Source organism: Streptomyces sp. CNS606 (genome assembly GCF_000426325.1).
Genome location: NZ_KE384521.1, coordinates 105,356 through 128,847, shown reverse-complemented (window position 1 = coordinate 128,847; position 23,492 = coordinate 105,356). Strand labels below are relative to the sequence as shown.

26 protein-coding genes and 1 tRNA gene are annotated in these 23,492 nt (G+C 72.4%); 10 read left to right on the top strand and 17 right to left on the bottom strand.

Going from position 1 to position 23,492, the window contains the following annotated elements; genetic code table 11:
* The first annotated feature begins 37 nt into the window (after positions 1-37).
* The 5 genes from dnaK (at position 38) to K304_RS0121195 (ending at position 4,765) form a co-directional block, all read left to right on the top strand.
* Complete coding sequence (gene dnaK, locus K304_RS0121215) at positions 38-1,903, top strand: molecular chaperone DnaK (RefSeq protein WP_027765348.1); 1,866 nt, start codon at positions 38-40, stop codon at positions 1,901-1,903.
* Positions 1,900-2,586 carry a nucleotide exchange factor GrpE gene (gene grpE, locus K304_RS0121210; RefSeq protein WP_027765347.1) on the top strand — a complete coding sequence of 229 codons (687 nt, stop codon included), beginning with the start codon at positions 1,900-1,902 and terminating at the stop codon, positions 2,584-2,586. The genes dnaK and grpE overlap by 4 nt, the downstream gene beginning before the upstream one ends.
* Before the next feature lie 39 nt (positions 2,587-2,625).
* A complete protein-coding gene (dnaJ, locus tag K304_RS0121205) occupies positions 2,626-3,813 on the top strand; it encodes a molecular chaperone DnaJ (protein ID WP_027765346.1) in 1,188 nt (395 codons plus the stop codon).
* Position 3,814: 1 nt separating this feature from the next.
* Positions 3,815-4,288: a heat shock protein transcriptional repressor HspR gene (locus tag K304_RS0121200; protein ID WP_027765345.1), complete on the top strand. Its 474-nt coding sequence runs from the start codon at positions 3,815-3,817 to the stop codon at positions 4,286-4,288.
* Positions 4,289-4,459: 171 nt separating this feature from the next.
* Positions 4,460-4,765, top strand: a complete 306-nt coding sequence (locus K304_RS0121195) for a hypothetical protein (RefSeq protein WP_027765344.1) — start codon at positions 4,460-4,462, stop codon at positions 4,763-4,765.
* Positions 4,766-4,958: 193 nt separating this feature from the next.
* On the opposite strand, the gene K304_RS0121190 is transcribed toward K304_RS0121195, so the two are convergent.
* From K304_RS0121190 to K304_RS30485, 4 genes are all read right to left on the bottom strand, one after another.
* Entirely contained in the window at positions 4,959-5,396 is a 438-nt protein-coding gene (locus tag K304_RS0121190; RefSeq protein ID WP_027765343.1) for an SSI family serine proteinase inhibitor, read from the bottom strand.
* Positions 5,397-5,718: 322 nt separating this feature from the next.
* Positions 5,719-6,546 (bottom strand): YceI family protein, encoded by an 828-nt coding sequence (locus K304_RS0121185; RefSeq protein ID WP_037791437.1) that lies wholly within the window; start codon positions 6,544-6,546, stop codon positions 5,719-5,721.
* A 40-nt stretch (positions 6,547-6,586) separates the two neighbouring features.
* Entirely contained in the window at positions 6,587-8,986 is a 2,400-nt protein-coding gene (locus tag K304_RS0121180) for an MFS transporter (RefSeq protein WP_486591795.1), read from the bottom strand.
* 94 nt (positions 8,987-9,080) lie between these two features.
* Positions 9,081-9,602, bottom strand: a complete 522-nt coding sequence (locus K304_RS30485) for a MarR family transcriptional regulator (RefSeq protein ID WP_051308793.1) — start codon at positions 9,600-9,602, stop codon at positions 9,081-9,083.
* A 183-nt stretch (positions 9,603-9,785) separates the two neighbouring features.
* Here K304_RS30485 and K304_RS32520 point away from each other — a divergent pair, with 183 nt between their 5' ends.
* A complete protein-coding gene (locus tag K304_RS32520; RefSeq protein WP_027765340.1) occupies positions 9,786-10,001 on the top strand; it encodes a hypothetical protein in 216 nt (71 codons plus the stop codon).
* A 105-nt stretch (positions 10,002-10,106) separates the two neighbouring features.
* On the opposite strand, the gene K304_RS0121165 is transcribed toward K304_RS32520, so the two are convergent.
* From K304_RS0121165 to K304_RS0121135, 7 genes are all read right to left on the bottom strand, one after another.
* A complete protein-coding gene (locus K304_RS0121165) occupies positions 10,107-10,985 on the bottom strand; it encodes an RNA polymerase sigma factor SigF (RefSeq protein ID WP_027765339.1) in 879 nt (292 codons plus the stop codon).
* Positions 10,986-11,183: 198 nt separating this feature from the next.
* On the bottom strand, positions 11,184-12,113 hold the full coding sequence (locus K304_RS30480) for an RNA polymerase sigma factor SigF (protein WP_078529487.1): 930 nt from the start codon (positions 12,111-12,113) through the stop codon (positions 11,184-11,186).
* Between the two features lie 211 nt (positions 12,114-12,324).
* A complete protein-coding gene (locus tag K304_RS33735) occupies positions 12,325-12,486 on the bottom strand; it encodes a hypothetical protein (RefSeq protein WP_199779654.1) in 162 nt (53 codons plus the stop codon).
* A 206-nt stretch (positions 12,487-12,692) separates the two neighbouring features.
* Positions 12,693-12,779, bottom strand: a tRNA-Ser gene (locus K304_RS0121150).
* A 27-nt stretch (positions 12,780-12,806) separates the two neighbouring features.
* The gene (locus K304_RS30475) at positions 12,807-13,322 is read right to left on the bottom strand and encodes a nucleoside deaminase (RefSeq protein ID WP_051308685.1); all 516 of its coding nucleotides are present in this window, start codon (positions 13,320-13,322) and stop codon (positions 12,807-12,809) included.
* 272 nt (positions 13,323-13,594) lie between these two features.
* The gene (locus K304_RS0121140) at positions 13,595-14,134 is read right to left on the bottom strand and encodes a tRNA adenosine deaminase-associated protein (RefSeq protein ID WP_027765338.1); all 540 of its coding nucleotides are present in this window, start codon (positions 14,132-14,134) and stop codon (positions 13,595-13,597) included.
* 165 nt (positions 14,135-14,299) lie between these two features.
* Positions 14,300-14,515, bottom strand: coding sequence for a hypothetical protein (locus tag K304_RS0121135; RefSeq protein ID WP_027765337.1), 216 nt, complete (start codon positions 14,513-14,515; stop codon positions 14,300-14,302).
* 93 nt (positions 14,516-14,608) lie between these two features.
* Here K304_RS0121135 and upp point away from each other — a divergent pair, with 93 nt between their 5' ends.
* On the top strand, positions 14,609-15,244 hold the full coding sequence (gene upp, locus K304_RS0121130) for a uracil phosphoribosyltransferase (RefSeq protein ID WP_027765336.1): 636 nt from the start codon (positions 14,609-14,611) through the stop codon (positions 15,242-15,244).
* 79 nt (positions 15,245-15,323) lie between these two features.
* On the opposite strand, the gene K304_RS0121125 is transcribed toward upp, so the two are convergent.
* The 4 genes from K304_RS0121125 to K304_RS30465 all read right to left on the bottom strand — a co-directional run bounded on the left by K304_RS0121125 (position 15,324) and on the right by K304_RS30465 (position 18,768).
* Complete coding sequence (locus K304_RS0121125; protein WP_078529485.1) at positions 15,324-16,052, bottom strand: LytR C-terminal domain-containing protein; 729 nt, start codon at positions 16,050-16,052, stop codon at positions 15,324-15,326.
* Positions 16,053-16,245: 193 nt separating this feature from the next.
* Positions 16,246-16,542, bottom strand: coding sequence for a type II toxin-antitoxin system VapB family antitoxin (locus K304_RS0121120; protein ID WP_027765334.1), 297 nt, complete (start codon positions 16,540-16,542; stop codon positions 16,246-16,248).
* 173 nt (positions 16,543-16,715) lie between these two features.
* The gene (locus tag K304_RS30470; RefSeq protein ID WP_078529647.1) at positions 16,716-18,245 is read right to left on the bottom strand and encodes a M28 family metallopeptidase; all 1,530 of its coding nucleotides are present in this window, start codon (positions 18,243-18,245) and stop codon (positions 16,716-16,718) included.
* A gap of 280 nt (positions 18,246-18,525) precedes the next feature.
* Positions 18,526-18,768 (bottom strand): hypothetical protein, encoded by a 243-nt coding sequence (locus K304_RS30465; RefSeq protein WP_037791435.1) that lies wholly within the window; start codon positions 18,766-18,768, stop codon positions 18,526-18,528.
* Between the two features lie 231 nt (positions 18,769-18,999).
* On the opposite strand from K304_RS30465, the gene K304_RS0121105 reads away from it, so the two are divergent.
* A complete protein-coding gene (locus tag K304_RS0121105) occupies positions 19,000-20,247 on the top strand; it encodes an ATP-grasp domain-containing protein (RefSeq protein ID WP_027765333.1) in 1,248 nt (415 codons plus the stop codon).
* Here K304_RS0121105 and K304_RS30460 read toward each other — a convergent pair.
* The gene (locus tag K304_RS30460; RefSeq protein WP_486591766.1) at positions 20,232-21,077 is read right to left on the bottom strand and encodes a LuxR C-terminal-related transcriptional regulator; all 846 of its coding nucleotides are present in this window, start codon (positions 21,075-21,077) and stop codon (positions 20,232-20,234) included. The two genes, K304_RS0121105 and K304_RS30460, sit on opposite strands and share 16 nt — an antisense overlap.
* Before the next feature lie 130 nt (positions 21,078-21,207).
* Here K304_RS30460 and K304_RS33485 point away from each other — a divergent pair, with 130 nt between their 5' ends.
* Together K304_RS33485 and K304_RS30455 are read left to right on the top strand one after the other, a co-directional pair.
* Positions 21,208-21,633, top strand: coding sequence for a hypothetical protein (locus tag K304_RS33485; protein WP_158687394.1), 426 nt, complete (start codon positions 21,208-21,210; stop codon positions 21,631-21,633).
* A gap of 13 nt (positions 21,634-21,646) precedes the next feature.
* Positions 21,647-22,636: a LysR substrate-binding domain-containing protein gene (locus K304_RS30455; RefSeq protein WP_078529483.1), complete on the top strand. Its 990-nt coding sequence runs from the start codon at positions 21,647-21,649 to the stop codon at positions 22,634-22,636.
* On the opposite strand, the gene ddaH is transcribed toward K304_RS30455, so the two are convergent.
* Positions 22,590-23,486, bottom strand: a complete 897-nt coding sequence (ddaH, locus tag K304_RS30450; protein WP_078529481.1) for a dimethylargininase — start codon at positions 23,484-23,486, stop codon at positions 22,590-22,592. The two genes, K304_RS30455 and ddaH, sit on opposite strands and share 47 nt — an antisense overlap.
* Between the last annotated feature and the right edge of the window lie 6 nt (positions 23,487-23,492).

The following is a 23,492-nucleotide window of genomic DNA, read 5'->3' as shown; positions in this document are numbered from 1 at the left end:
CCATATCCACTCAAGGCATCAGCTGGAGGAACCCGAAATGGCACGTGCGGTCGGCATCGACCTGGGTACGACGAACTCCGTCGTCAGTGTTCTCGAGGGCGGTGAGCCCACCGTCATCACCAATGCCGAGGGCGCCAGGACCACGCCGTCCGTCGTCGCCTTCGCCAAGAACGGCGAGGTGCTCGTCGGTGAGGTGGCCAAGCGCCAGGCCGTCACCAACGTGGACCGTACGGTCCGCTCGGTCAAGCGCCACATGGGCACCGACTGGAAGATCAACCTCGACGGCAAGGACTTCAACCCGCAGCAGATGAGCGCGTTCGTGCTCCAGAAGCTGAAGCGGGACGCCGAGTCCTACCTGGGCGACAAGGTGACCGACGCCGTCATCACCGTCCCCGCCTACTTCAACGACCACGAGCGGCAGGCCACCAAGGAGGCCGGTGAGATCGCGGGCCTGAACGTCCTGCGCATCGTCAACGAGCCGACCGCCGCCGCGCTCGCCTACGGCATGGAGAAGGAGGACCAGACCATCCTGGTCTTCGACCTCGGTGGCGGTACGTTCGACGTCTCGCTGCTGGAGATCGGCGACGGCGTGGTCGAGGTCAAGGCGACCAACGGCGACAACCACCTCGGTGGTGACGACTGGGACCAGCGCGTCGTCGACCACCTGGTCAAGCAGTTCCACTCCGGCCACGGAGTCGACCTCGCCAAGGACAAGATGGCGCTCCAGCGTCTGCGCGAGGCCGCGGAGAAGGCGAAGATCGAGCTGTCCTCCTCCTCGGAGACCACGATCAACCTGCCCTACATCACCGCCTCCGCCGAGGGCCCGCTGCACCTGGACGAGAAGCTCACCCGCGCCCAGTTCCAGCAGCTCACCCAGGACCTGCTGGACCGCTGCAAGACCCCGTTCCACAACGTCATCAAGGACGCCGGCATCCAGCTGTCCGAGATCGACCACGTGGTCCTGGTCGGCGGCTCGACCCGCATGCCCGCCGTCGCCGACATGGTCAAGGAGCTGACCGGCGGCAAGGAGGCCAACAAGGGCGTCAACCCGGACGAGGTCGTCGCCATCGGCGCCAGCCTCCAGGCCGGTGTGCTCAAGGGCGAGGTCAAGGACGTCCTGCTGCTCGACGTCACCCCGCTGTCCCTCGGCATCGAGACCAAGGGCGGCATCATGACCAAGCTGATCGAGCGCAACACCACGATCCCGACCAAGCGTTCGGAGATCTTCACCACGGCCGAGGACAACCAGCCGTCCGTGCAGATCCAGGTCTACCAGGGCGAGCGCGAGATCGCGGCGTACAACAAGAAGCTCGGCATGTTCGAGCTGACCGGCCTGCCCCCGGCCCCGCGCGGCGTGCCGCAGATCGAGGTCACCTTCGACATCGACGCGAACGGCATCATGCACGTCGCGGCGAAGGACCTCGGCACCGGCAAGGAGCAGAAGATGACCGTCACCGGCGGCTCCGCGCTGCCGAAGGACGACATCGAGCGCATGATGCGCGACGCCGAGCAGTACGCCGACGAGGACTCCAAGCGCCGCGAGGCCGCGGAGACCCGCAACCAGGCCGAGCAGCTCGTCTACACGACCGAGAAGTTCCTCAAGGACAACGACGAGAAGGTCCCCGGGGACGTCAAGACCGAGGTCGAGGAAGCACTCACCGACCTCAAGGAGAAGCTGAAGGGCGAGGACACCGCCGCCATCCGCGAGTCCTCCGAGAAGGTCGCGGCCACCAGCCAGAAGCTGGGCCAGGCGCTGTACGCCGACGCGCAGGCCGCCCAGGGCGGCGACGGCGCCGAGGCCGGCGCGGGAGCCGGCGCCGGTGAGGCCAAGGCCGACGGTGACGACGACGTCGTCGACGCCGAGATCGTGGACGACGACAAGCCGAAGGACGGTGCCGCGTGACGGAGGAGACCCCGGGCTTCGCGCAGGAGCCCGACGTCCCCGCCGACGCCGAAACCGACGCCGCGTCCGACGACGCGGCAGCGGCCGCCGGGTCCGCCTCCGAGGAGGAGGCGGCCCCGGCGGGCCGGGCCGGGGACGCGACCGACGGGCAGGGTGCGGCGGCCGGGGGTGCGGCGCTGACCGCGCAGCTCGACCAGACCCGCACCGCGCTGAACGAACGGACGCAGGACCTCCAGCGGCTCCAGGCGGAGTTCCAGAACTACCGCCGCCGGGTCGAGCGGGACCGCGTCTCCGTCAAGGAGATCGCCGTGGCGAACCTCCTGACGGAACTGCTGCCGGTGCTCGACGACATCGGCCGCGCCCGGGACCACGGCGAACTGGTGGGCGGCTTCAAGTCGGTCGCCGAGTCGCTGGAGATGGTCGCGGCCAAGATGGGCCTGATGCAGTTCGGCAAGGAGGGCGAGCCCTTCGACCCGACCGTGCACGAGGCGCTGATGCACTCGTACTCGCCGGAAGTCACCGAGACGACGTGCGTGCAGATCCTCCAGCCCGGGTATCGCATCGGCGAGCGCACCATCCGTCCCGCGCGGGTGGGTGTCGCCGAACCGCAGCCGGGCGCGCAGGGGGAGTCGGACGAGCAGGCGGCGGACGACGAGGACGACGGTGGCCCGGACGAGGGCTGACGTCGGGTACGCAGAGGCAGGAGAGGAGGGACGTCGGGGATGAGCACCAAGGACTTCATCGAGAAGGACTACTACAAGGTCCTCGGCGTCCCGAAGGACGCCACCGAGGCCGAGATCAAGAAGGCCTACCGGAAGCTCGCCCGGGAGAACCACCCGGACGCCAACCGGGGCGACGCGTCCGCCGAGGAGCGCTTCAAGGACGCCTCGGAGGCGTACGACGTCCTCGGTGACGCCAAGCGGCGCAAGGAGTACGACGAGGCGCGCGCCCTCTTCGGAAGCGGCGGCGGATACCGTCCCGGACCCGGGGCGGGCGGCGGCTCGTTCAACTTCGACCTGGGCGACCTCTTCGGCGGCACCCAGGGCGGCCCGGCCGGCGGACCCCAGGGCGGCGGCTTCGGCGGCGGTCTGGGCGACGTGTTCGGCGGCCTGTTCAACCGCGGCGGTACGGGCGGCCGTACGCAGCCGCGGCGCGGGCAGGACGTCGAGTCCGAGGTGACGCTCAGCTTCACCGAGGCCGTGGACGGCGCGACGGTGCCCCTGCGGATGTCCTCCTCCGCCGCCTGCAAGGCCTGTTCCGGCACCGGCGACAAGAACGGCACGCCGCGGGTGTGCCCGACCTGTGTCGGCACCGGCCAGGTCAGCCGGGGCGGCGGCGGTGGCTTCTCGCTCACCGACCCGTGCGTGGACTGCAAGGGCCGCGGCCTGATCGCGCAGGACCCGTGCGAGATCTGCAAGGGCAGCGGGCGGGCGACCTCCTCGCGCACCATGCAGGTCCGCATCCCCGCGGGTGTCACCGACGGGCAGCGCATCCGGCTGCGCGGCAAGGGCGCCCCCGGCGAGCGCGGCGGCCCCAACGGCGACCTGTACGTCGTGGTCCACGTCGACAAGCACCCCGTCTTCGGCCGCAGGGGCGACAACCTCACGGTCACCGTGCCGGTCACCTTCCCGGAGGCCGCGCTCGGCGGCGAGATCAAGGTGCCGACCCTCGGCGGCCCGCCCGTCACGCTCAAGCTGCCGCCGGGCACCCCGAGCGGCCGCACCATGCGGGCCCGCGGCAAGGGCGCCACCCGGAAGGACGGCACCCGCGGCGACCTGCTGGTCACCGTCGACGTGGCGGTGCCGGGTGACCTCGGCGACAAGGCGCGGGACACTCTCGAGGCCTACCGCGACGCCACCGCGGACGAGGACCCGAGAGCGGCGCTGTTCAAGGCAGCGAAGGGAGACTGAGATGCCCGGCCGAGGCGGCAACAGCCAGCGTTTCGGGGGGCGGCAGCCGTACGAGCTGACCGACGACTCCCCGGTCTACGTCATCTCGGTGGCGGCACAGCTCTCCGGGCTCCACCCGCAGACGCTCCGCCAGTACGACCGTCTCGGCCTGGTCTCCCCGGACCGTACGGCCGGCCGCGGCCGGCGCTACTCGGCGCGGGACATCGAGCTGCTGCGCCAGGTGCAGCAGCTCAGCCAGGACGAGGGCATCAACCTCGCGGGCATCAAGCGCATCATCGAGCTGGAGAACCAGGTCACCGCGCTCCAGTCGCGGGTCGCCGAACTCCAGCAGGCCGTGGAAGGAGCGGCGGTGGCGATGCGTCAGCGCGAGCAGCAGGTGCACGCCTCCTACCGCCGGGACCTCGTGCCGTACAGCGAGGTGCACCAGTCGAGCGCGCTGGTCGTCTGGCGGCCCAAGCGCTCCCGCCGGGACTGACCGGCCCCGCACACCGACGGCCTCCGCCGCCTCCGCACCCGCGGAGGCGACGGAGGCCGTCGCCGTCCCGCGCGGCCCAGCGTCTCGTCCCGCCGTGCCGGTCGCCGCGTGCGGGCGCAGGATGGAAGGAGGGGGCGAGCATCGGTACCGGTCTTCGAGAGAGTGATGGCGATGACGTTCATCCAGGTCATCGAGTACGACACGAAGCGGCCCGCGGAGATGGAGCTGCTCTACGACGAGTTCCTCCGGGCGACCGAGGGGAAGCGCACCCTCACGCACGAGTTCCACACCCACGACCGCGAACGCACCGACCACTACGTCGACATCGTGGAGTTCCCCTCCTACGAGGCGGCGATGCGGAACAACGACCTGCCGGAGACGCAGGAGGTCGCGGCCCGCATGCGCGAACTCTGCACGGGCGAGCCCCGTTTCCTCAACCTCGACGTCATGGACGCCCAGACCTACCCCCGCGGCTGAGCGGCCGGCCGCCCGGAGGGCGGGGTGACGCGGGTCGGGGCGGAGCCGGGAAGGGGCGGGGACGGAGCCGGTGGTGCCGAAGGAGAAGCCGGGCGGACATGGGGCACGGGGGGACCCCACGTCCGCCCGGTGGGCCGGGTGGCCCGTCCCGCCGCGGGGAGGCGCTCGCGGGACGTCTGGGCGGAGAGCCGGCTCAGAAGGCGAAGACCGCCGTGCCGGAGGCTCCCCTCTCGCAGGCGTTGCCGTAGGTGCGCTCGAAGTCGACCCGGCGACCGTCGTACACGCCGGTCGCGGTGACGACGACCGGGTCGTAGACCATCGGGCAGAAGCGGTCGGAGCCGCCGGTGCCGATCGAGGCGAAGTTCCCGCCGGCCGCGGAGAGTTCACCGCAGGCGGCGGCCGCGGCCGGGTGGGAGCCCGCGGCCTGCGGGCCGCAGGTGAGGGTGACGGCGCGCAGGGGCACCGCGGTGGCGGCGCTCTCGCCGTCTCCCACGGTGAGGACGAGGGCCGAGGGGGCGTAGAGCGAGTCGGGCGCCGTGGGCGCGGCGGTCGCCGTGCCACTGAGGAGACCGACGAGAGCGCCTGCGGCCAGCAACGGGATCGCCGCTGCGGACTTCACGAGGTGACGCATGGTGACAGACCTTCCGCTTGGTGTGACGGACAGCGGTCGAGAGTCTGTCGGGAAGCGGCGCCGGATGCACATCCGACCATCCGTTTTCAGTAACGTTGAGTGTTGAATCAGCTGCATGTGGTGACGGTGATGCCGGTCACTTTTCGCGCGAGCGGGGGAGGCCCACCAGCGGCGCCGCACCCGTCCGTCACCCGTGCGCCGCCCGCTGTTCGCGGCGGACGGCCGGTGACCGGCGCGGAACGGGGCCGGAACCCGTCCGGAACCCGCCCCCGGAAGGGCGGGTTCCGCCGGAGCCACGAGGAGTGTGCCGCTCCGGGCCCTGCTACTCCGGTGTCGGCGGAAGCGACTCGCCCTGCACGGCCTGGATGTCCAGCTCGACCTTCAGCGTGGTGCCGATGGCCGCGATGCCCGCCGCGACGACCTGGTTGTAGGTCATCGCGAAGTCGTGCCGGCGCAGTTCGGTCGTCGCGCGGAACGCCGCCCGCTGCGCGCCTGCGGAGTCCGGGCCGGTGCCCAGGCAGGTCAGGTCGAGGTCGACGTTGCGCACCAGGCCGTGCATGGCCAGCTGCCCGCGCACGGTCCACCGGTCGGCGCCGGCCGCCTCGACTCCGGTGGCGCGGTAGGTGATGTCCGGGTGCTCGGCGACGTTGAGGAAGTCGGCGGAGCGGATGTGCCGGTCGCGCAGCGCGTTTCCGGTGTCGATGCTGTCCGCGCGTATCACCGCCTCGACGCGGGACTTCTCCGGGTCCTCGGCGATGTCGATACGGCCGCCGAACGCCGTGAACCGCCCGTGCACGCTGGAGATCCCCAGGTGCTGGGCGGTGGCGGCGACCCGGGAGTGCGCCGGGTCGATGGTCCACGGACCCGGCGCGGGCAGCCGGGTGCCATCCTGCCGGGTCAGCTCCAGGGTGCCGACGTCGGCCCGCCCCGCCGCGGTCACCAGGGCGGTGACGGCGGCGGGGGCGTAGCCGACGGCGGTGACGAGGACCGTGTACGAGCCCGCGGGCAGCGGCTCGTCGGTACGGACGGAGCCGTCGTCGTCGACGGGCGCGCGCAGCACCTGCTCGCCCGCCGCGTCCGTGACGGTCAGCACCGCGTGCCGCACCGCCCAGCCGTCACGGGTCCGGATGTCCGCACGTACGCCTGCCATCAGCTCGTGTTCCTTCCTTCCGCGCCTCGTCGCGCGCCGTTCAGGACTCGGAATGGAACAGCTCGACGTCGTAGCCGTCGACGCCGCGGCCGTCCACCTTCAGTGCGCTCGCCGCCGGCGGGTAGCCGCTGGCGACGACGGTGTACTCGCCCTCGGCCAGGTCGGTGAACGCGTAGGCACCATCCTCCCCCGTCGTCGATGTGGCGACGACGCCGCCCGCCTCGTCGACGAGTGTGACCCGCGCGTCGGCCAGCGGACGGCGGTCCGTGCCCGCCCGGACGCTGCCCTGGAGGCGTGCGCCCGGGGCCAGCGCGATCTCGACGCACCGGGCGCCGAGCGCGTCGACGTCGACCGGCCGGGCGGCCGGCCGGTGCCCGGGCGCGTTCACGGCGACGGTGAAGGTGCCGGCCGGCAGTTCGTCGAAGGTGAAGTCGCCCTGCTCACCGGTCTTTCCGGTGGCGAGCACGTCGCCGCGCACGTCGGTCACCACGACCCTCGCCTCCGGCACCGGGCGGCCGTCCGCGGCGCTGCGCACCTGGGCGGTGAGGCCCGTGGTGCCCGCCAGCACCGGGTCGTGACGGACCCGGCCCTCGCCGAGGGCGACGGTGGACGCCTGCGGCTGGTGGCCGTCGGCGGCGGCGATCACCACATAGCTGCCGACGGCGGGGGCGTCCAGCGCGTACGAGCCGTCGGCGTGCGTGACGCAGCGGCCGAGCTGCCGTCCGTCCAGGGAGATCAGGGTGACCCGGGAGGCGGGGAGGCCCGTGCCGTCCGCGGCCCGCACCGTGCCCGCGAGCCGCGGCGCGGGCGTGGCGGGCGCGCTCGCGGCGTCGAGCGTCACCGGGGCGGCGGCCACCGGGGCGGCGGGCCCCGTGTCGCCGGCCACCGGGGCGGCGGGTGTCTTCGTCAAGGACGGCCCCTCCTGCGCGGCGTCCTCCTCCATCGCGGACCTGGTGCGCAGCGGCACCTCCGCGATGAACACCACCAGGAGCAGCGCGATCAGGGCGATCGGCGCCGCGTACAGGTAGATGTCGGCGATGCCGTGTCCGTACGCGCTCTCCACCACGGCCCGTACGGGGGCGGGGAGTTCGCTCAGGTCGGGGATGCCGCCGGCCGCCGGGCCGGAGCCGCCGGCCGGGGCGCCCAGCTCCGCCATGCCGTCGCGCACGTAGTCCGCGATGCGCTCGGCGAGCACGGCGCCCAGCACGGAGACGCCGACCGCGCCGCCCAGCGAGCGGAAGAAGGTCACGACGGAGCTGGCGGCACCGAGGTCCCGCGTGTCCACCTGGTTCTGGGTGCACAGGACGAGGTTCTGCATCATCATGCCGACGCCGAGACCGAGCAGGCCCATGAACACCGCGACCTGCCAGTACGCGGTGTCGTAGCGCACGCTGCCCAGCAGCGCGAGGCCGCCGGTGAGCAGCACGCCGCCCGCGACGAGCCACGCCTTCCAGCGTCCGGTCCGGGTGATGATCTGCCCGGAGACGGTGGAGGAGACGAACAGCCCGCCGATCATCGGTGTGGTCATCAGTCCGGCCATGGTCGGCGACTCGCCGCGGGCCAGCTGGAAGTACTGGGCCAGGAAGACCGTCGCACCGAACATCGCGACGCCGACGAACAGCGACGCGAGCGAGGCGAGCGTGATGGTGCGGTTGCGGAACAGCCGCAGCGGGACGATCGGCTCCTTCGCCCGCGACTCGACGAGGAGGAAGAGCAGCGCGAGCGCGACCGAGCCGCCCACCATGGCGTAGGTCTGCCAGGACAGCCAGGCGTACGAGTCGCCGGCCAGGGTCACCCACACCAGCAGCAGCGAGACGGAGGCGGCGAAGACGCCGGAGCCCAGCCAGTCGATCCGGACGCCCTGGCGCTTGACCACGGGCAGGTGCAGGGTCTTCTGGAGGACCAGCAGCGCGATCACGGCGAACGGGACGCCGGCGTAGAAGCACCAGCGCCAGCCGAGCCAGGCGGTGTCGGTGATGACGCCGCCGAGCAGCGGGCCGCCGACGGTCGCGACGGCGAACGTGGCGCCCAGGTAGCCGTTGTACCGCCCGCGTTCGCGCGGCGAGATCATGGCGGCCAGGATGATCTGCGCCAGGGCGGTCAGGCCGCCCATGCCTATGCCCTGCACCGCGCGGAAGGCGATCAGCGTGCCGGTGTTCTGTGACAGGCCGGCGCCGCAGGACGCCAGCACGAAGACGACCAGCGACGTCTGGACCAGCACCTTCTTGCTGGTGAGGTCGGCGAGTTTGCCCCACAGCGGGGTGGTGGCGGTCATCGTGAGCAGGGTGGCGGTGACCACCCAGGTGTAGGAGCTCTGGCTGCCGTCCAGGTCGGCGATGATCTGCGGCAGTGCGGTGGAGACGATCGTCGACGACAGGATCGCGACGAACATGCCGAGCAGCAGCCCGGACAGGGCCTCCATGATCTGGCGGTGCGTCATGGGCGGCGCGGCCGCGGAGCCGTCCGTCCGGGGTCCGCCGGCGCGGTGCGCGTGGGCGCGCGTGCTGGTTGCCATGCGAGGGGTCGCTTCTCTCTTACGTGCGGCTGGTGGCGGGGTCGGGTGCGGCGTCCGTGCCGGGCGGGGGGCTGTGACCGCCCCGGGCGCGGCAGTCGCCGAAGGTCCGGCCGAGGCGTTCCAGGAGCGAGGTCAGGGTGGCGACCTCCTCGGCGCTCCAGTCGCCGAGGAACTCGCGCATGGTCTCGGTGGCCAGCTCGCTCAGCTCGTCGAGCCGGCTCTCGCCGCTGGGGGTGAGGCGCAGCAGCCGGGATCTGCCGTCGTGCGGGTCGGGGAGGCGTTCGATCCAGCCGCGGTCGGCGGCGTGCGCGACGTGGCGGCTGGTGACCGAGAGGTCGATGCCGAGCAGTTCGGTGAGCCGGCTCATGCGCATCTCGCCGTGCCGCCGGAGCAGGGTCAGCAGGCCCGCGGACGCGGGCGGGCAGTCGTGCGGCAGGCGCCGGGCGAGCTCGCGGTTGACGACGCCGACGGAGCGCAGCTGGCGGGCCAGCTCGCGGTAGTGGCGGAGGTCCGGCTCCGCGTCCTCCGGTTCCCCGGACACCTTGATGACCTCCTCCACCGACGTTTCGTTGCTTAGGGCAACCATAAGAGCGATTGGTTGTTGCACGCAAGTTGATCTGCGTGCGAACGGCCCCTCCCGAAGGGTTCCGGGGACGCGCGACGGCGTTCTCCGGCGGGGACCGGGGCTGTTTCGGCCGGGCGCGGTTCGCTAGGGTCCTGACCCATGGCTCACAACCCTCACGCACCCCAGGGCCCGAACCCGGGCGGACAGCCCGACCCCGCGGGCAGCACCCAGATGTTCCGCGCCTTCGTCGACGAGGGCGCGCCGCAGCAGCGTGCCGCCGCGACCGGCGGTTCCGGCCCGCGTCTCGGCATGATCCTCGGCATCGTCGTGGTCGTCGCCGTGCTGGCCGGGGTCGCCTGGCTGGCGCTCTCCTGACGCTCCGTCGCTCCGGCGCGGCCGGCCCGACACGCCGTCCCGCGGCCGCCGCCCGGCGGACGCGGTCCGTCGGCGCGCGGGCCGGCCGCCCGCGCGCCGGACCGCTCACTCCTCCGAGATCAGGCCCTCGCGCAGCTGCGCCAGCGTCCGGGTCAGCAGCCGGGAGACGTGCATCTGGGAGATGCCGACCTCCTCACCGATCTGCGACTGCGTCATGTTCGCGAAGAAGCGCAGCATGATGATGCGCCGCTCGCGGGCGGGCAGCCGGGCCAGCAGCGGCTTGAGCGATTCGCGGTACTCCACGCCCTCCAGCGCGGTGTCCTCGTAGCCCAGGCGGTCGGCGAGCGAGCCCTCGCCGCCGTCCTCCTCGACCGAGGGCGTGTCCAGCGACGAGGCCGTGTAGGCGTTGCCCACCGCCAGGCCGTCCACCACGTCCTCCTCGGACACCCCGAGGCACGCCGCGAGTTCGGAGACGGTGGGCGAACGGTCCAGGGTCTGCGACAGCTCGTCGCCGGCCTTGGTCAGCGCCAGCCGCAGCTCCTGGAGGCGGCGCGGCACCCGCACCGACCACGAGGTGTCGCGGAAGAAGCGCTTGATCTCCCCGACGACGGTGGGCATCGCGAACGTCGGGAACTCGACGCCGCGTTCGCAGTCGAAGCGGTCGATCGCCTTGATGAGCCCGATGGTGCCGACCTGGACGATGTCCTCCATCGGCTCGTTGCGGCTGCGGAAGCGGGCCGCGGCGTACCGCACGAGCGGGAGGTTGAGCTCGATCAGGGTGTCGCGGACGTATCCGCGCTCCGGGCTGTCCGCGTCCAGCGCGGCGAGCCGCAGGAACAGGGAGCGGGAGAGGGTGCGGGTGTCGATCGCCGCGCTGTCGGCGGGGGGTGCCGTCTCCTCGGGCACCGCCGGAAGGCCGTGCAGTGCGTCGTCGTCGGTCGTGGTCTCGGTGAGCACCTTCGAGCTGCCCAGTTCTACGGACATGCCACCCCCTTGAGGTCGCGGACGGGTCGCGGCGGCGCCCTTCGGGTGAGAGGCACCTCCTCTTCCATACCTTCGGGTGCGGCCGCATCAAACGCGCTACTCGCAGAATGTCACAAGTCAGCAACACGACGTAGCGCCAAGTCGACAAAGTTTGCCGATCAGAGACCTGCCGTCCGCTCAGCGGGTCCTTCGAAAGAGTTACGCGTCGATCCGGTTTGCGGCCCTCAGGCGGGCGAAGCTCCGGGACAGCAGCCGCGACACGTGCATCTGCGAGACGCCGAGCTCGACGCTGATCTGGGACTGCGTCAGGTTGCGGTAGTAGCGCAGCAGCAGGATGCGCTGCTCCCGTTCGGGGAGCTGCACCAGCAGGTGCCGTACCAGGTCGCGGTGTTCCACGCCGTCCAGCTCCGGGTCCTCGTAGCCGAGCCGGTCCAGCAGGCCGGGCGGCCCGTCCTCGCGCTCCTGCGCGGCCTCCAGCGACGTCGCCCGGTAGGAGCGTCCGGCCTCGATGCAGGCGAGCACGTCCTCCTCGCTCAGCCGCAGCCGCTCCGCGATCTCGGCGGTGGTCGGCGAGCGGCCGTGCAGCACCGTCAGATCCTCGGTCGCCGCGCTGACCTGCACCCACATCTCGTGCAGCCGGCGCGGCACGTGCACGGTCCGCACGTTGTCCCGGAAGTAGCGGCGGATCTCCCCGACGATCGTCGGCATCGCGAACGTGGGGAACTGGACGCCCCGCTCGGGGTCGAAGCGGTCGATGGCGTTGATGAGCCCGATGGTGCCGACCTGGACGACGTCCTCCATCGGCTCGTTGCGGCTGCGGAAGCGGGCGGCGACGTAGCGGACCAGCGGCAGGTTGGCCTCGATCAGCGCGTCCCGCACCCGGTTGTGCGCGGCGCTCCCGGCCTCCAGGCCGGACAGTTCGTCGAAGAGCGCCTGCGTCAGCGCCCGGGCCGCTGCGCTCCGGCTGCGGGGTGCCGCACCGGCCCGGCCGGTGGTCCCGCCGGCCGTCCCGCCGGTACCCGCCGGGCCGCTCGGAGCGCCACCGGCGTCCGCGGCGCCGGTTCCGGCGGCGTCCGCCGCCACGGGATGCCCGGGCGACGCCTGGGGGAGCGTCGGTGACCGGTCCACTCGGCAACCACCCTTCACGCACTCTTCGCGGGTGCGGGTCCGTCCACAGTTCCGGCAAAAGCGGTCATAGCATCACAAGACAGGCGCATGGCGTGCAAGTACCCGAAAACTCCGTGTTGCTGGGCAGTTGGGCCAGATGTACGACGAACACGGGTCCGGACGGAACCGCGCGCGGGTGGTCCCGGGCGGGTCCGGCGGGGCGCCGTCGCCGTCAGTCGACCAGCTCGGTCATGAACTCGCCGACGCTCTTGGCGGCGGTGGATATGCCCTCGAAGCCGACCCCGACGAACTCCGTAGCCCGGGCGGGCGACGTGATGATCGTCCACAGGACGAAGACGACGACGACGTAAACCACGACCTTCTTGATGTCCACCGCTTGCGCCTCCCGGCCCTGCCGGCCCCGTGTCGATCTCGTGTGCGATCTGCCGTTCGATCGCGCGAGTCTAACCACCCGGGGCCGCCCGCGGCCCAGCCCCGGGACGGAAGCGCGCGGACGCGACGCGGGGAAGGTGCCGGGAGCGGAGCGGACACGGCGAAGGGCCGGACCCGACGGGTCCGGCCCTTCGCCGTACTGCTGAGCGGTAGCGGTGGGATTTGAACCCACGGAGGAGTTGCCCCCTCACTCGCTTTCGAGGCGAGCTCCTTCGGCCGCTCGGACACGCTACCGAGAGGAAGCCTATCCCACCGTCGCCGTCAGCCGAAATCGGTATCCGGGCGGGGACGCGAGCCGGGGTGCGGTGTCCCCCGGGCCCCGCGGAAGAAGTCCGTGAGCAGCGCGCCGCAGGCATCGGCCAGGACGCCGTGCACCACCTCGGGGCGGTGGTTGAGGCGGCGGTCGCGCACCACGTCCCACAGCGAGCCCGCCGCGCCCGCCTTGGGGTCGAGAGCGCCGAACACCACGCGCTCCACGCGGGAGAGCACCGCGGCGCCCGCGCACATCGTGCACGGCTCCAGGGTGACGACGAGGGTGCAGCCGGGCAGGCGCCACTCGCCGCGGGCGCGGGCCGCGGCGCGGAGGGCGAGGACCTCGGCGTGGGCCGTCGGGTCTCCGGTGGCTTCGCGGGCGTTGCGGGCGCGGGCGAGCGGCGCGCCGTCCGGGCCGAGGACGACGGCGCCGACGGGGACGTCGGCGGTCTCCAGGGCGAGGCGCGCCTCGGTGAGCGCCTGGCGCATCGGCTCCGCCCACGGGTCCCGCACGGGGTCGTTCATGAGCCCGTTCTACCGCACCCGCCGGATGCCCCGGCGCGCGGCGACTCCGCACCCTCGGCTTTCCCCCGGTGCCGACCCCGCAGCCGTCCCCGGAGCCCGCGCCGCCCGCCGGCCCCGGGGGCGCAATGCCGGTACCGCTCGTCGGGCACCTCGCGCACGGGATGCCGGGTACGGCCCGCGCTCCGGCGCACGGGCGTTGCACCGGAGCCGCGCACCGGGCCGGGCGAGGGGCCACCGGCGCGCCCTGAACGTCGGCCGGCCCGCGGCGGGGCTCAGCGCACGGCTTCGAGCATGTCCGTGCAGCCGAGGGCGTCGGCGATCTCCGTCAGGGCGTCCTCCGCGGTGAGGGACAGCACCGCCGCCGGGTCCATGCCGAGGTCGGTGAGCAGTTCCGCGTCACCCAGCGGCCCGGCCGGCACCTGCTCGGATCCGGAGTCGTCGGCCGGGCCGTCCGCCGTCGCGGACTCCGGCTCGCCGTCCTCCGTCCCGTCGAGGTCCACGAGCTGCTCGAGGGCGGCGAGGTCCTCCGGTTCGCGGCCGAGCAGCTCGTCGGAGAGCAGGATCTCGCCGTAGGCGCTGCGCAGGGCGGCCGCGGCGTCGGAGACGAAGACGCGCGGGTCGTCCTCCCCGTCCACCCGGACGACGCCGAACCAGGCGCCGTCCTGTTCGATGCAGACGAGCACCGTCTCCTCGTCGCCCACGGCCTCGCGTGCCAGGTCGGCGAGATCGGTGAGCGTCTCCACGTCGTCGAGTTCTGTGTCGCTCGCTTGCCATCCGTCGTCGGTGCGAGCGAGCAGTGCGGCGAAATACACCTGACTCTCCCACTGGTTTTCCGTGTGCCCGAGTTGGTGACGAGGACCGTGCGATCGCGACCGTGCGGTCCCAGTCGAATCGTGGCAGAAACAGCGGCTTCGCGAAGCCTCTTCGACGTGGCGTCGTGTCGGGTTTCCGGCGGCGGGCGTCGCGACCCGCCGATCTCACCAGCGAAAGGTCCGCATTCGCATCTGGTGCCGCATACGTGCCACCCGGGCGCGCCGCGGCTGGACGCGCTCCCGGAGCTCCTTGGCCTCGTTCAGCTCGCGCAGGAAGCGGGCTCGCCGCCGCAGCCGCTCGTGGTCGATCTCGGGGCTCGCGCCCTCGCCGGCCGTCTCGGCGGCCGCTCCCCGCTCGCGGGTTCTGCCTTTGTCGGGCATATGCACACCTCCGGCGTACACGACCACTGTCTCCCCCGGTGCCGGGCGTACGCCACTGCTGGGCGTGCAGATGCCTCCGTTACTGTCGAGGTCATGCAGACCCACGTCGTCGACCACCCGCTGGTGGCCCACAAGCTGACCACCCTGCGCGACGAGCGCACCGATTCCCCCACCTTCCGCCGCCTCGCCGACGAGCTGGTCACGCTCCTCGCGTACGAGGCGACGCGGGACGTGCGCACGGAGGAGGTGGACATCACCACGCCGGTCACGTCGACGAGCGGGGTACGGCTGTCGCACCCGCGCCCGCTCGTGGTGCCGATCCTGCGTGCCGGGCTGGGGATGCTGGAGGGCATGGTGCGGCTGCTGCCGACGGCGGAGGTCGGCTTCCTGGGCATGATCCGCGACGAGGACACCCTCCAGCCGTCGACGTACGCCACCCGGATGCCGGACGACCTGTCCGGCCGGCAGGTGTACGTGCTGGACCCGATGCTGGCGACCGGCGGGACGCTGGTGGCCGCGATCCAGGAACTGATCCACCGCGGTGCCGACGACGTCACGGCGCTCTGCCTGCTGGCCGCGCCGGAGGGCATCGACCTGATGGAGCGGGAGCTGGCGGGGGCCCCGGTCCGGGTCGTCACCGCGGCGATCGACCGGCGCCTGAACGAGCACGGCTACATCGTGCCGGGGCTCGGCGACGCCGGGGACCGCATGTACGGCACCGCGGGCTGAGACCCGCGCGGGGTGCCCGGCCCGGTGCGCGTCTCGGCCCGGTGGCCGCCGCCGGGCCGTCGGCCGCCCTCGCGGGGTGTCAGCAGCTCGGTGACGGCTTCGGGGAGGGCTGCGCCAGCGCGGTCAGCGCGCGGTCGGCGTCCTTCTGCTTCGCCAGCCCCTTGAAGTCGTTGCCGATCACCAGGTCGACGTCGTCGCCCTCACGGGCGTCGTGGCGGGTCTTCGCGTCCTCCAGCTGCGTGCCGAGCACCTTCATCCGGGCGAGGGTCTCGGCGCCCGCGGCGCCGATGAGCAGGCCGGGGGCGTCGACCTTGTGGTCGAGGTGCGCGGGGGCGTTGGCGATCTCCCCGACGGCGAAGCCGCGCTTCTTCAGCTCCTTCGCCGTCTTGGCGGCGAGGCCGCTGCGCGAGGTCGCGTTGAGCACGTTCACGGTGACCTTGCCCGGCTTCGGCACGGCCGTCGGGGACACCCCCTCGCCGGCCTTCCCCTCGCCGGCCTTCCCGTTCCGCTGCGCGCCGGGCCGCGCGGAGGCGGACGCCTGCTCGGCGTTGCGCCCGTCGGCGGATGACGTGCCGTCCTGGGCGTGGCACTGGTCCCCGGTGCGGCCGGCGGCCTGGGCGGAGTCGCCGTTGCCCGCGAACACGCCGACGATCTGCAGCGAGCCCCAGCCGACCAGGCCGAGGGTCATCGCCGTCGCCAGGCCGGCGAGCACGATCTTGCGGCGGTTGCGCGGGCGCCGCATGCGCGGGTAGCGATCACCCTTGATGCGGTACTGGCCGCCCATGCCGGGGGGAGTGAGCATGCTCATGAGCGCAGGGTAGTGCGCGCCGGGTGCATTGCCTATTGGATGATCAACGGTGTGCCGTAACGAATCGGCCGTACGGCGCAGTACAACCGCTCGTACGGCCGTCGCCGCTGTTGACCCGGACGGGTGGCGCCGTGCGGCGCCGCGCGCCGTGAGGCGGCGGTGGAGCCCTCACGGAGCCGTCGCGCGGGTGGGCTCAGTCGAGTTCGAGGACGCGCGCGTGCAGGATCTGCCGCTGCTGGAGTGCGGCGCGCACGGCGCGGTGCAGGCCGTCCTCGAGGTACAGGTCGCCCTGCCACTTCACGACGTGGGCGAACAGGTCGCCGTAGAAGGTGGAGTCCTCGGCGAGCAGAGTCTCCAGGTCGAGCTGGCCCTTGGTCGTGACGAGCTGGTCCAGGCGCACCGGACGTGGGGCGACGTCCGCCCACTGGCGGGTGCTTTCCCGGCCGTGGTCCGGGTACGGCCGCCCGTTTCCGATTCGCTTGAAGATCACACGGAAAGCCTACCGGGCGACCGCCGTCGTACGCAGCCTCGGTGCGCGGGCGAGGTGTGAGGAGATCGCGCGCGCGGGGGCGTGTGGTAGGCGTGAACGCGCGCGCGGCGCGGGCTGTGCGCCCGCGTCGCGCGCCGTTCCGGGCCGGTGGCCCGTCCGGTCTCCCCGGTCCGTTACTCCGTCACCTCACCGCAGCCGGCGTGGGCGCCGCCGTGGGCGTGCTCGCGCTCGGCGCCGTTCTCCGGCGAAGGGGAGGCCAGCGACTTCGACTTCGCCTCCGCCGCGCCCTTCGCCACGGCGGCGTCCACGGCGCTGGTGTCCCAGGCGTAGGTGCCGACCGCGTGCGCGATGACGTTCACGTTGGCGTCGAAGGCCGCCATGCTGATGTTGTCCAGGTCGTCGCACGCCGCGTGGTAGCACGGGTCGTACGCGACGCCCGCCTCCCCGCCCCACAGTTCGGCCTGCTCCGGGGTCTTGACGCCCTCCGCTCCCGTGAAGGTGCCGCCGGAGGGGATGTCGACCGCGATGAAGGGGCCGTAGTCGCTGCGGCCGGTGAAGTCGGTACCGCGCGGCGCGTACCCGGCCCGGTCCATGAAGCCGTTGATGCCCGCCTCGATCTCGGCGGAACCCGCCGGGCCCGGGCCCGCGCCGACGCCGTCCGAGTCGTCGCCGTCGTAGACGAACAGGCCGTAGTTCGGGGACGCGATCATGTCGAAGTTGAGGTAGAGCGCGATCTCCTCGCGCTGCTCCTCGGACAGTCCGGCGACGTAGTGCTCGGAGCCGATAAGGCCCAGCTCCTCCGCCGACCAGAACGCGAACCGCACCGTGTTCTCATGCGTGCCGTGCCGGTCGGCGCGGGCGAGTTCCAGCGCGGCCTCCAGCAGACCGGCCGTGCCGGAGCCGTTGTCGTTGATGCCGGGACCCTCGGACACGCCGTCCAGGTGGGCGCCGAGCATCACCGTGTTCGCCGCGTCGCCGCCGCGGGTCTCGGCGAGCACGTTGGAGGTGGTGCGCTCCTCCTGGAGTTCGCGCACCTCCAGGTTCACCACGACCTCGCCCTCCGCGGCGGCTGCCGCCAGCGCCCGGCCGTCCGCCTGGCCGACGCCGCCGGTCGGGATGCGGGCCGCGTCCGGGCTGCCGAGCGTGCCGTTCAGCTCGCCCTCGGTGTTGTTGTAGATGATTGCGCCGGCCGCGCCGGCGTCCGCGGCGTTCTGCTGCTTCTGCGCGAACGTGCAGGCGCCGCGCTGGATCAGAGCGATCTTCCCGGTGTAGTCGCCGCCGTCGAAGTCCGCGGCCTCGCAGCCGGTGCTGTCGTCCTCCGGCACTGCCGCCACCGGGGCTTCCAGGCCGCCCTCCGGCGTGCTCTTGGTGTACGTCATGAGCCGGACGGGCACCTCGCGGGCGTCCGGCGACTCCACGTGCAGCTTCTCGGCGAGCGTCTCCACGTAGGTGAAGTCGAACTCCTGGTACGTCACGTCGTAGCCGGCGCCGCGCAGCAGCGTCCCCACGTACCAGGCGGACAGGTCGTGGCCCTGCGAACCGGCGGCGCGGTTGCTGTCGCTGATGTCCGCGAGGGCCTGGAAGACCCGCAGGTGCCACTTGGCGTCGTCCGCCTCGGCCCGCTTCACGAGCTTCCGCGCGAGCTGTTCCCCCTTCTTCGCCGGGTCGGGCGAGGCGCTGGCACCGGTGGAGGAGGCCAGCATCAGGGGTGCGGCGAGCGCCGCGGCGGCGAGTGCCGCGACGCCTCGGCGTCTGAGGGATGGCGATACGTGCACGGCCAGGGTCCTTCCGTGGGCGGCGAACCGGACTGTTCGACGTGAGCGGCTGCGTGTCCGCGATGCGGACGCGGTGAGGGGGGCGTGGCCACCCGGCGGCCCGCTGGAACGCCTGCGGCACACATCCGCGTCCCGCGGCCCGCCCCAACACCGGTGCGGTGCCGGAATGTTCGCTTTGCCCGGCTCCGTCTCGGCCCGGGCCGGGACCTCACCAGCGGTTCGGGTCGTCGTAGTACCGGTCGTCCGGCGGCGGGTTGTACGGCGGGTTGCGGTCCCCGTCGTGCCGCCGCTTCGTCCAGGTGAGGAACAGGCCGATGAGCAGACCGGCGGCACCGCCCCAGATGAGGATCGTCCCGAGGATCTGCAGGTCGATGCCCTCCGGGTTCCAGGTGATGGCGTACTTCAGGATCGCGCCGATGATGATCAGCGCGAGCCCGCCGGCTGCGGTCATGGCGGAGGGGCCTCCTTGGCTGCGCGTGCGGGCCGCCGTACGCCTGCCGCAGACGGCCGCTCCCCTCCAGTCGAGAGCACACCGCCCCGCGCCGCGACCGCTGCTACTGCACGGGGGTGACGCAGCGTCGGCCACCGCCTACCATCGGCTCCGACACGGAGGAGGTCCGGTCGACGGGCGTCCGGCCGTGCGCGGCGGCCCCCGTCCACCGGCCGGGGGAGCGGAGAACCGGTGACGGAGAAGCCCTACGTAGCGATCGTCGACACGTACCAGCCCACGCGGCGGCTGGTGCCGGAGTTCCGGGCGCGGGGATACGGATGCGTGCGTGTGCAGAGCGGTCCCGAGGTCCCGGAGGCTTTCCGGGCGGCCCTCGACCTGACGCACTTCGAGGACAACATCGTCCATCACGGCGATCTCGACCGGACGGTCGACCTGCTGGCCGCCTACCGTCCCGCCGCGGTCGTCCCCGGCGGCGAGCACGGCGTCGAGTTCGCGGACCTGCTCAGCGAGCGCCTCGGACTGGTGTCGAACGGCACCGAGCGCAGCGCGGTCCGGCGGGACAAGTTCGCCATGAACGAGGCGCTGCGCGCCGCGGGCGTGCCCGCGGCGGAACAACTGTGTGTGGAAGGCGAGGAGGAGCTGCTGCGCTGGCACACGGCGCTCGGCCGCCGCGCCGTGGTCAAGCCGCTGCGCAGCGGCGGCGGTGACGGCGTCTTCTTCTGCGACACCCCGGAGCAGTCCTGCGCGGCCTACCGGTCGATCCTCGGATCCGGACACATCTACGGGGGTGACAACGAGGGCGCTGTGGCCCAGGAGTACCTGGCGGGCACCGAGTTCATGGTCAACACGGTCTCCCGGGACGGCCTGCACCGGGTGTGCGACATCTGGCGGACGACCCGCCTGTCGGCCAACGGGGTACTCGACCTGTGCGCGTCGGTGCACGCCGTGCCGAGGCGGGGGCCGGAGGGCGAGCAGCTCGGGGACTACGCCGCGCGGGTGCTGGACGCGCTGGGCATCCGGCACGGTCCGGCGCATCTGGAGGTCAAGCTCACTCCGCAGGGTCCGCGGCTGATCGAGGCGGGTGCGCGCATCGCCGGGGGGGAGATCCCGCACTACGCCGAGCTGGCCCTCGGCGAGTCGCAGCTCGGCTGGACGGCACGTGCCTACACCGACCCCGCGGGCTTCCGTGCGGAGTACGGGCGTGACTACCGGCTGCGCCGGCACTTCGCGTCCGTGGCCCTGATCTCCCCGGTGGACGGTGTGCTGGGCGGCTACCCGCAGCGTGCGGCGCTGGACGGTCTGGAGAGCCTGCACGACGTGCGCACCCTGGTGGCGCCCGGTTCACGGCTGCGCCGCACCGTCGACGACCTGACCTACCCGATGATCGTCAACCTCGCGCACGAGGTCGAGGAAGTGGTGCTGCGGGACGCCCAGACGGTGCGCTACCTCGACGGCGCCGCCTTCTACGAGCGGGCCTGACCACCGGACGCCGTCGTCAGCTCCTCGGAGTCGCTCAGGATTCCGGAGGTGGCGACGAGGTAGCCGAGTTGCGCGCGACTCCCGCTGCCGAGTGCTTCGGAGACCTTGCGGATGTGCTCGGCGACGGTCCGGCGGCTGGTTCCCACGCGTCGGGCGATCGACGCGTCGGTCTCACCGGAGATGACGGCGCGCAGGATGCTCTTCTGGATGTCGGTGACCACGATGCTGGGCCGCTCGGAGAATCCCGGGTTCTGCAGCGGCACGCTGCGCCGCCAGTCGCGCTCGAACGCCTGCACCATGAAGCGGACCACGGCCGGGTGCCGGATCTCCAGTGCGGCTGCGGCCCGGTCCTCGGAGACCGGGATGAAGGCCACAGCCCGGTCGCAGACGATGAGCCGCTCGAACACCTCGGTCAGCGTGCGCATCTCCGCGCCGGCGGCGAGAGCCTGTTCCACGTAGGCCAGGGTCGGCCCGTGGGAGCGGACGGTGTGCTGGTAGAGGGTGCGCTGACGGACGCCCCGGGCGAGCAGCCGGATGTCGCGGTCCAGGGCGTCCGCGAGGTGCGCGGCCGGACGTCCGCCACCCGGCTGGGCGGTCAGCAGCTCGTCCCGGCACTCGTCGATCGCCGCCGCCAGCGCGTCGTTGATGACGTGTGCGCCGCGCAGGAGCGTCAGGGGTGGCGTCTCCCGGCCCCGGACACCCCGGTAGGCGGAGTCGAAGGCGGCGTACGCCGCCTGGGCGGTCCGTTCCGCCGCACGCAGGTCGGCTATGCGGCGGCGGAGCGGTTCCATGACGGCGAAGGACGCGGCGAGCGGGGGGACGGCCTGCACGTCGGCCGGGTCGCCGTCTCCGGTCGTGACCAGCTGCAGGCCTTGCAGGCAGTCCGGGGCTCTGCGCTCCGGACGCTCCCCCTGCAGAACCTCCCCGTAGTACTCGAGCGCGTACTCACAAGGAGACGGTATGGGCGATTTGTCGCATCCGCTCCGCTTCGTGCACTCTTGTAGCTGCTTCACGATGATGCAACTTACATCCGTGCACCCCTTCCTGTCTGGCGACCCGGTGTCCCTGGACCGGAAACTGGATGCGCCGGAACGGGTCCGGCGCAAACGGGAGGAAAAAAGAATGACTGCTCGTCGGTTCCGGCTCGCCGCCATGTCTTCTCTGGCCGTGGTTTCCGCCGCGTTAACCGTCTTCTGTGCGGCCGGTGTACAGGAAGTGCGGGCCGATTCCGGCTGGGGTCCCGGCCCCGAACCCGTGCCCGGAGGAAAGAGGGCGGCCGTGACCTCGCCGGCCGATTCCGGTGCCGGCGCCGGTACTTTCGGAGATTCCGCATCCCGGGTGGAGCGTGCCGCTCCCGCGCTTCAGGACTTCCGGGTGAACCTCTGAGGGGAAGCAGGCGATGGATCTACGTTCCGCTCGGTATTTCGTCGCGGTGGCGGAAGAGCTGCATTTCGGCAGGGCGGCGAAGAGAATGCACATCTCGCAGCCCGGGCTTTCGCAGGGAATCCGGTCACTGGAACGCGTCCTCGGCATCCCCCTCTTCGAACGCAGCAGGCAGCGGGTCTCCCTCACCGCGATGGGCGAGGCCCTGCTGCCCGGCGTGCGGAGACTCCTGGCGTCCGCCGACGAGGTGGAGGCCGTGGCGAGCGGCCTGGCGGAGCAGTTCCACGGCACGCTCAGCCTCGGCTACACGCGATCGGGCGGCCTCGGGGTCTCCTCGGAGCTGACGTCGGCCTTCCGCCGCGCCCATCCGCAGATCAGGCTGGTGACGTCGCAGGGCACGAGCGGGGGGAACATCGACGCGCTGCTGCGGCGCCGGCTGGACTGCGCGTTCGTGCGTCCGCCGGTGTCGGCCGCCGGGGCGCTCGGGTTCCTGACCGTGGGCCGCGAGGAGGTGCTCGTCGGGCTGCCCGTCGGGCACCGCCTGTCCGCCGTGCCGAACCTGTCGTGCGCGGACCTGGTCCGGGAACCGCTGGTGTTCTTCCCCCGCTCTGCGGGCGGCCTCTGGGACGCGATCGTCGACGCGGTCTACGGACCGCGGGCGACGCCACCGGTGTGCCGGGAGGAACCGGACGTGCCGCACATGCTGGTGGCCGTCGCCGAGGGGGTCGGCATCACGCTCGTCACCGAGGAGTCGGCGGCCGTGCTGGACGTGCCGGGGGTCGTGCTGCGGCGGTTGCGCGACGCCCCGACGGTGCGTCTCGACCTGGCCTGGCACCGTGACAACACCAACGTCGCGGTGCGCACGTTCGTCGCCTACGCGCACGGCGCGGTCGCCCCTCGCGCCGCCGAGCGGGCGGGGGCCGTGCGGGGCGTCCCGCCCGGCCCCCGGTCCCTGCTGGTCAGACCACGCACGCGGTCTGCGCCGGTACGGAGTGCCGCGAGCTGACCGGCACGCGGGTGCCGGTCTGCCGGCCCCGGAGCTCCAGCGTGCAGCACTTCACGCTGCCACCGGCCTTCAGCAACTCGGAGAGGTCCACGCCGATCGGGCGGTAACCCCGTTCGGCGAGCCGTCCGAGCAGGCCGGTGGCGGCTTCGGGCAGGACGACGTTCCGCCCGTCCGAGGTGGCGTTCAGCCCGAACACGGCGGCGTCCGCAGCGGTGGCGAGGACCGCGTCGGGGAACAGCTCGCGCAGCACCTCGCGGCTGCCCGGGGAGAAGGCCCCGGGGTAGTACATGACGTTGTCGTCGTCGAGCACGGACAGCGCGGTGTCCAGGTGGTAGAAGTGCTCGTCCACGAGCCGCAGTCCGATCACGGGGCGCCCGAAGAACTCCTGCGCCTCCGCGTGCGACGCGGGGTCGGTGCGGAAGCCCGTGCCGGCGAGGATCCGGCGCCCGGCGACGAGGTAGTCGCCCTCACCCTCGTTGACGTGCTGCGGGTCCTGGACGGTGTACCCGCGCTCGCGCAGCCACCGGGCGTACGCCGGGCCCTCGGCCCGCCGTTCGGCGTTCCGGAAGCGCGCGGCCAGCACCTTCCCGTCCAGCACCGTCGCCCCGTTCGCCGCGAACACCATGTCGGGGAGGCCCGGTTCGGGGTCGATCAGCTCCACGGTGTGGCCGAGGGAGAGGTAGAGGTCGTGCAGACGCTGCCACTGGGCGCAGGCCAGATCCGGGTCGACCGGCTTTCCGGGGTCCATCCAGGGGTTGATCGAATAGACCACGTCGAAGTGCGTGGGCCGGCACATCAGGTAGTGGCGGGGCCGGGCCTGCCGGCGCCCGTCGGTGTGTGCGGGGGGCATGGGGTC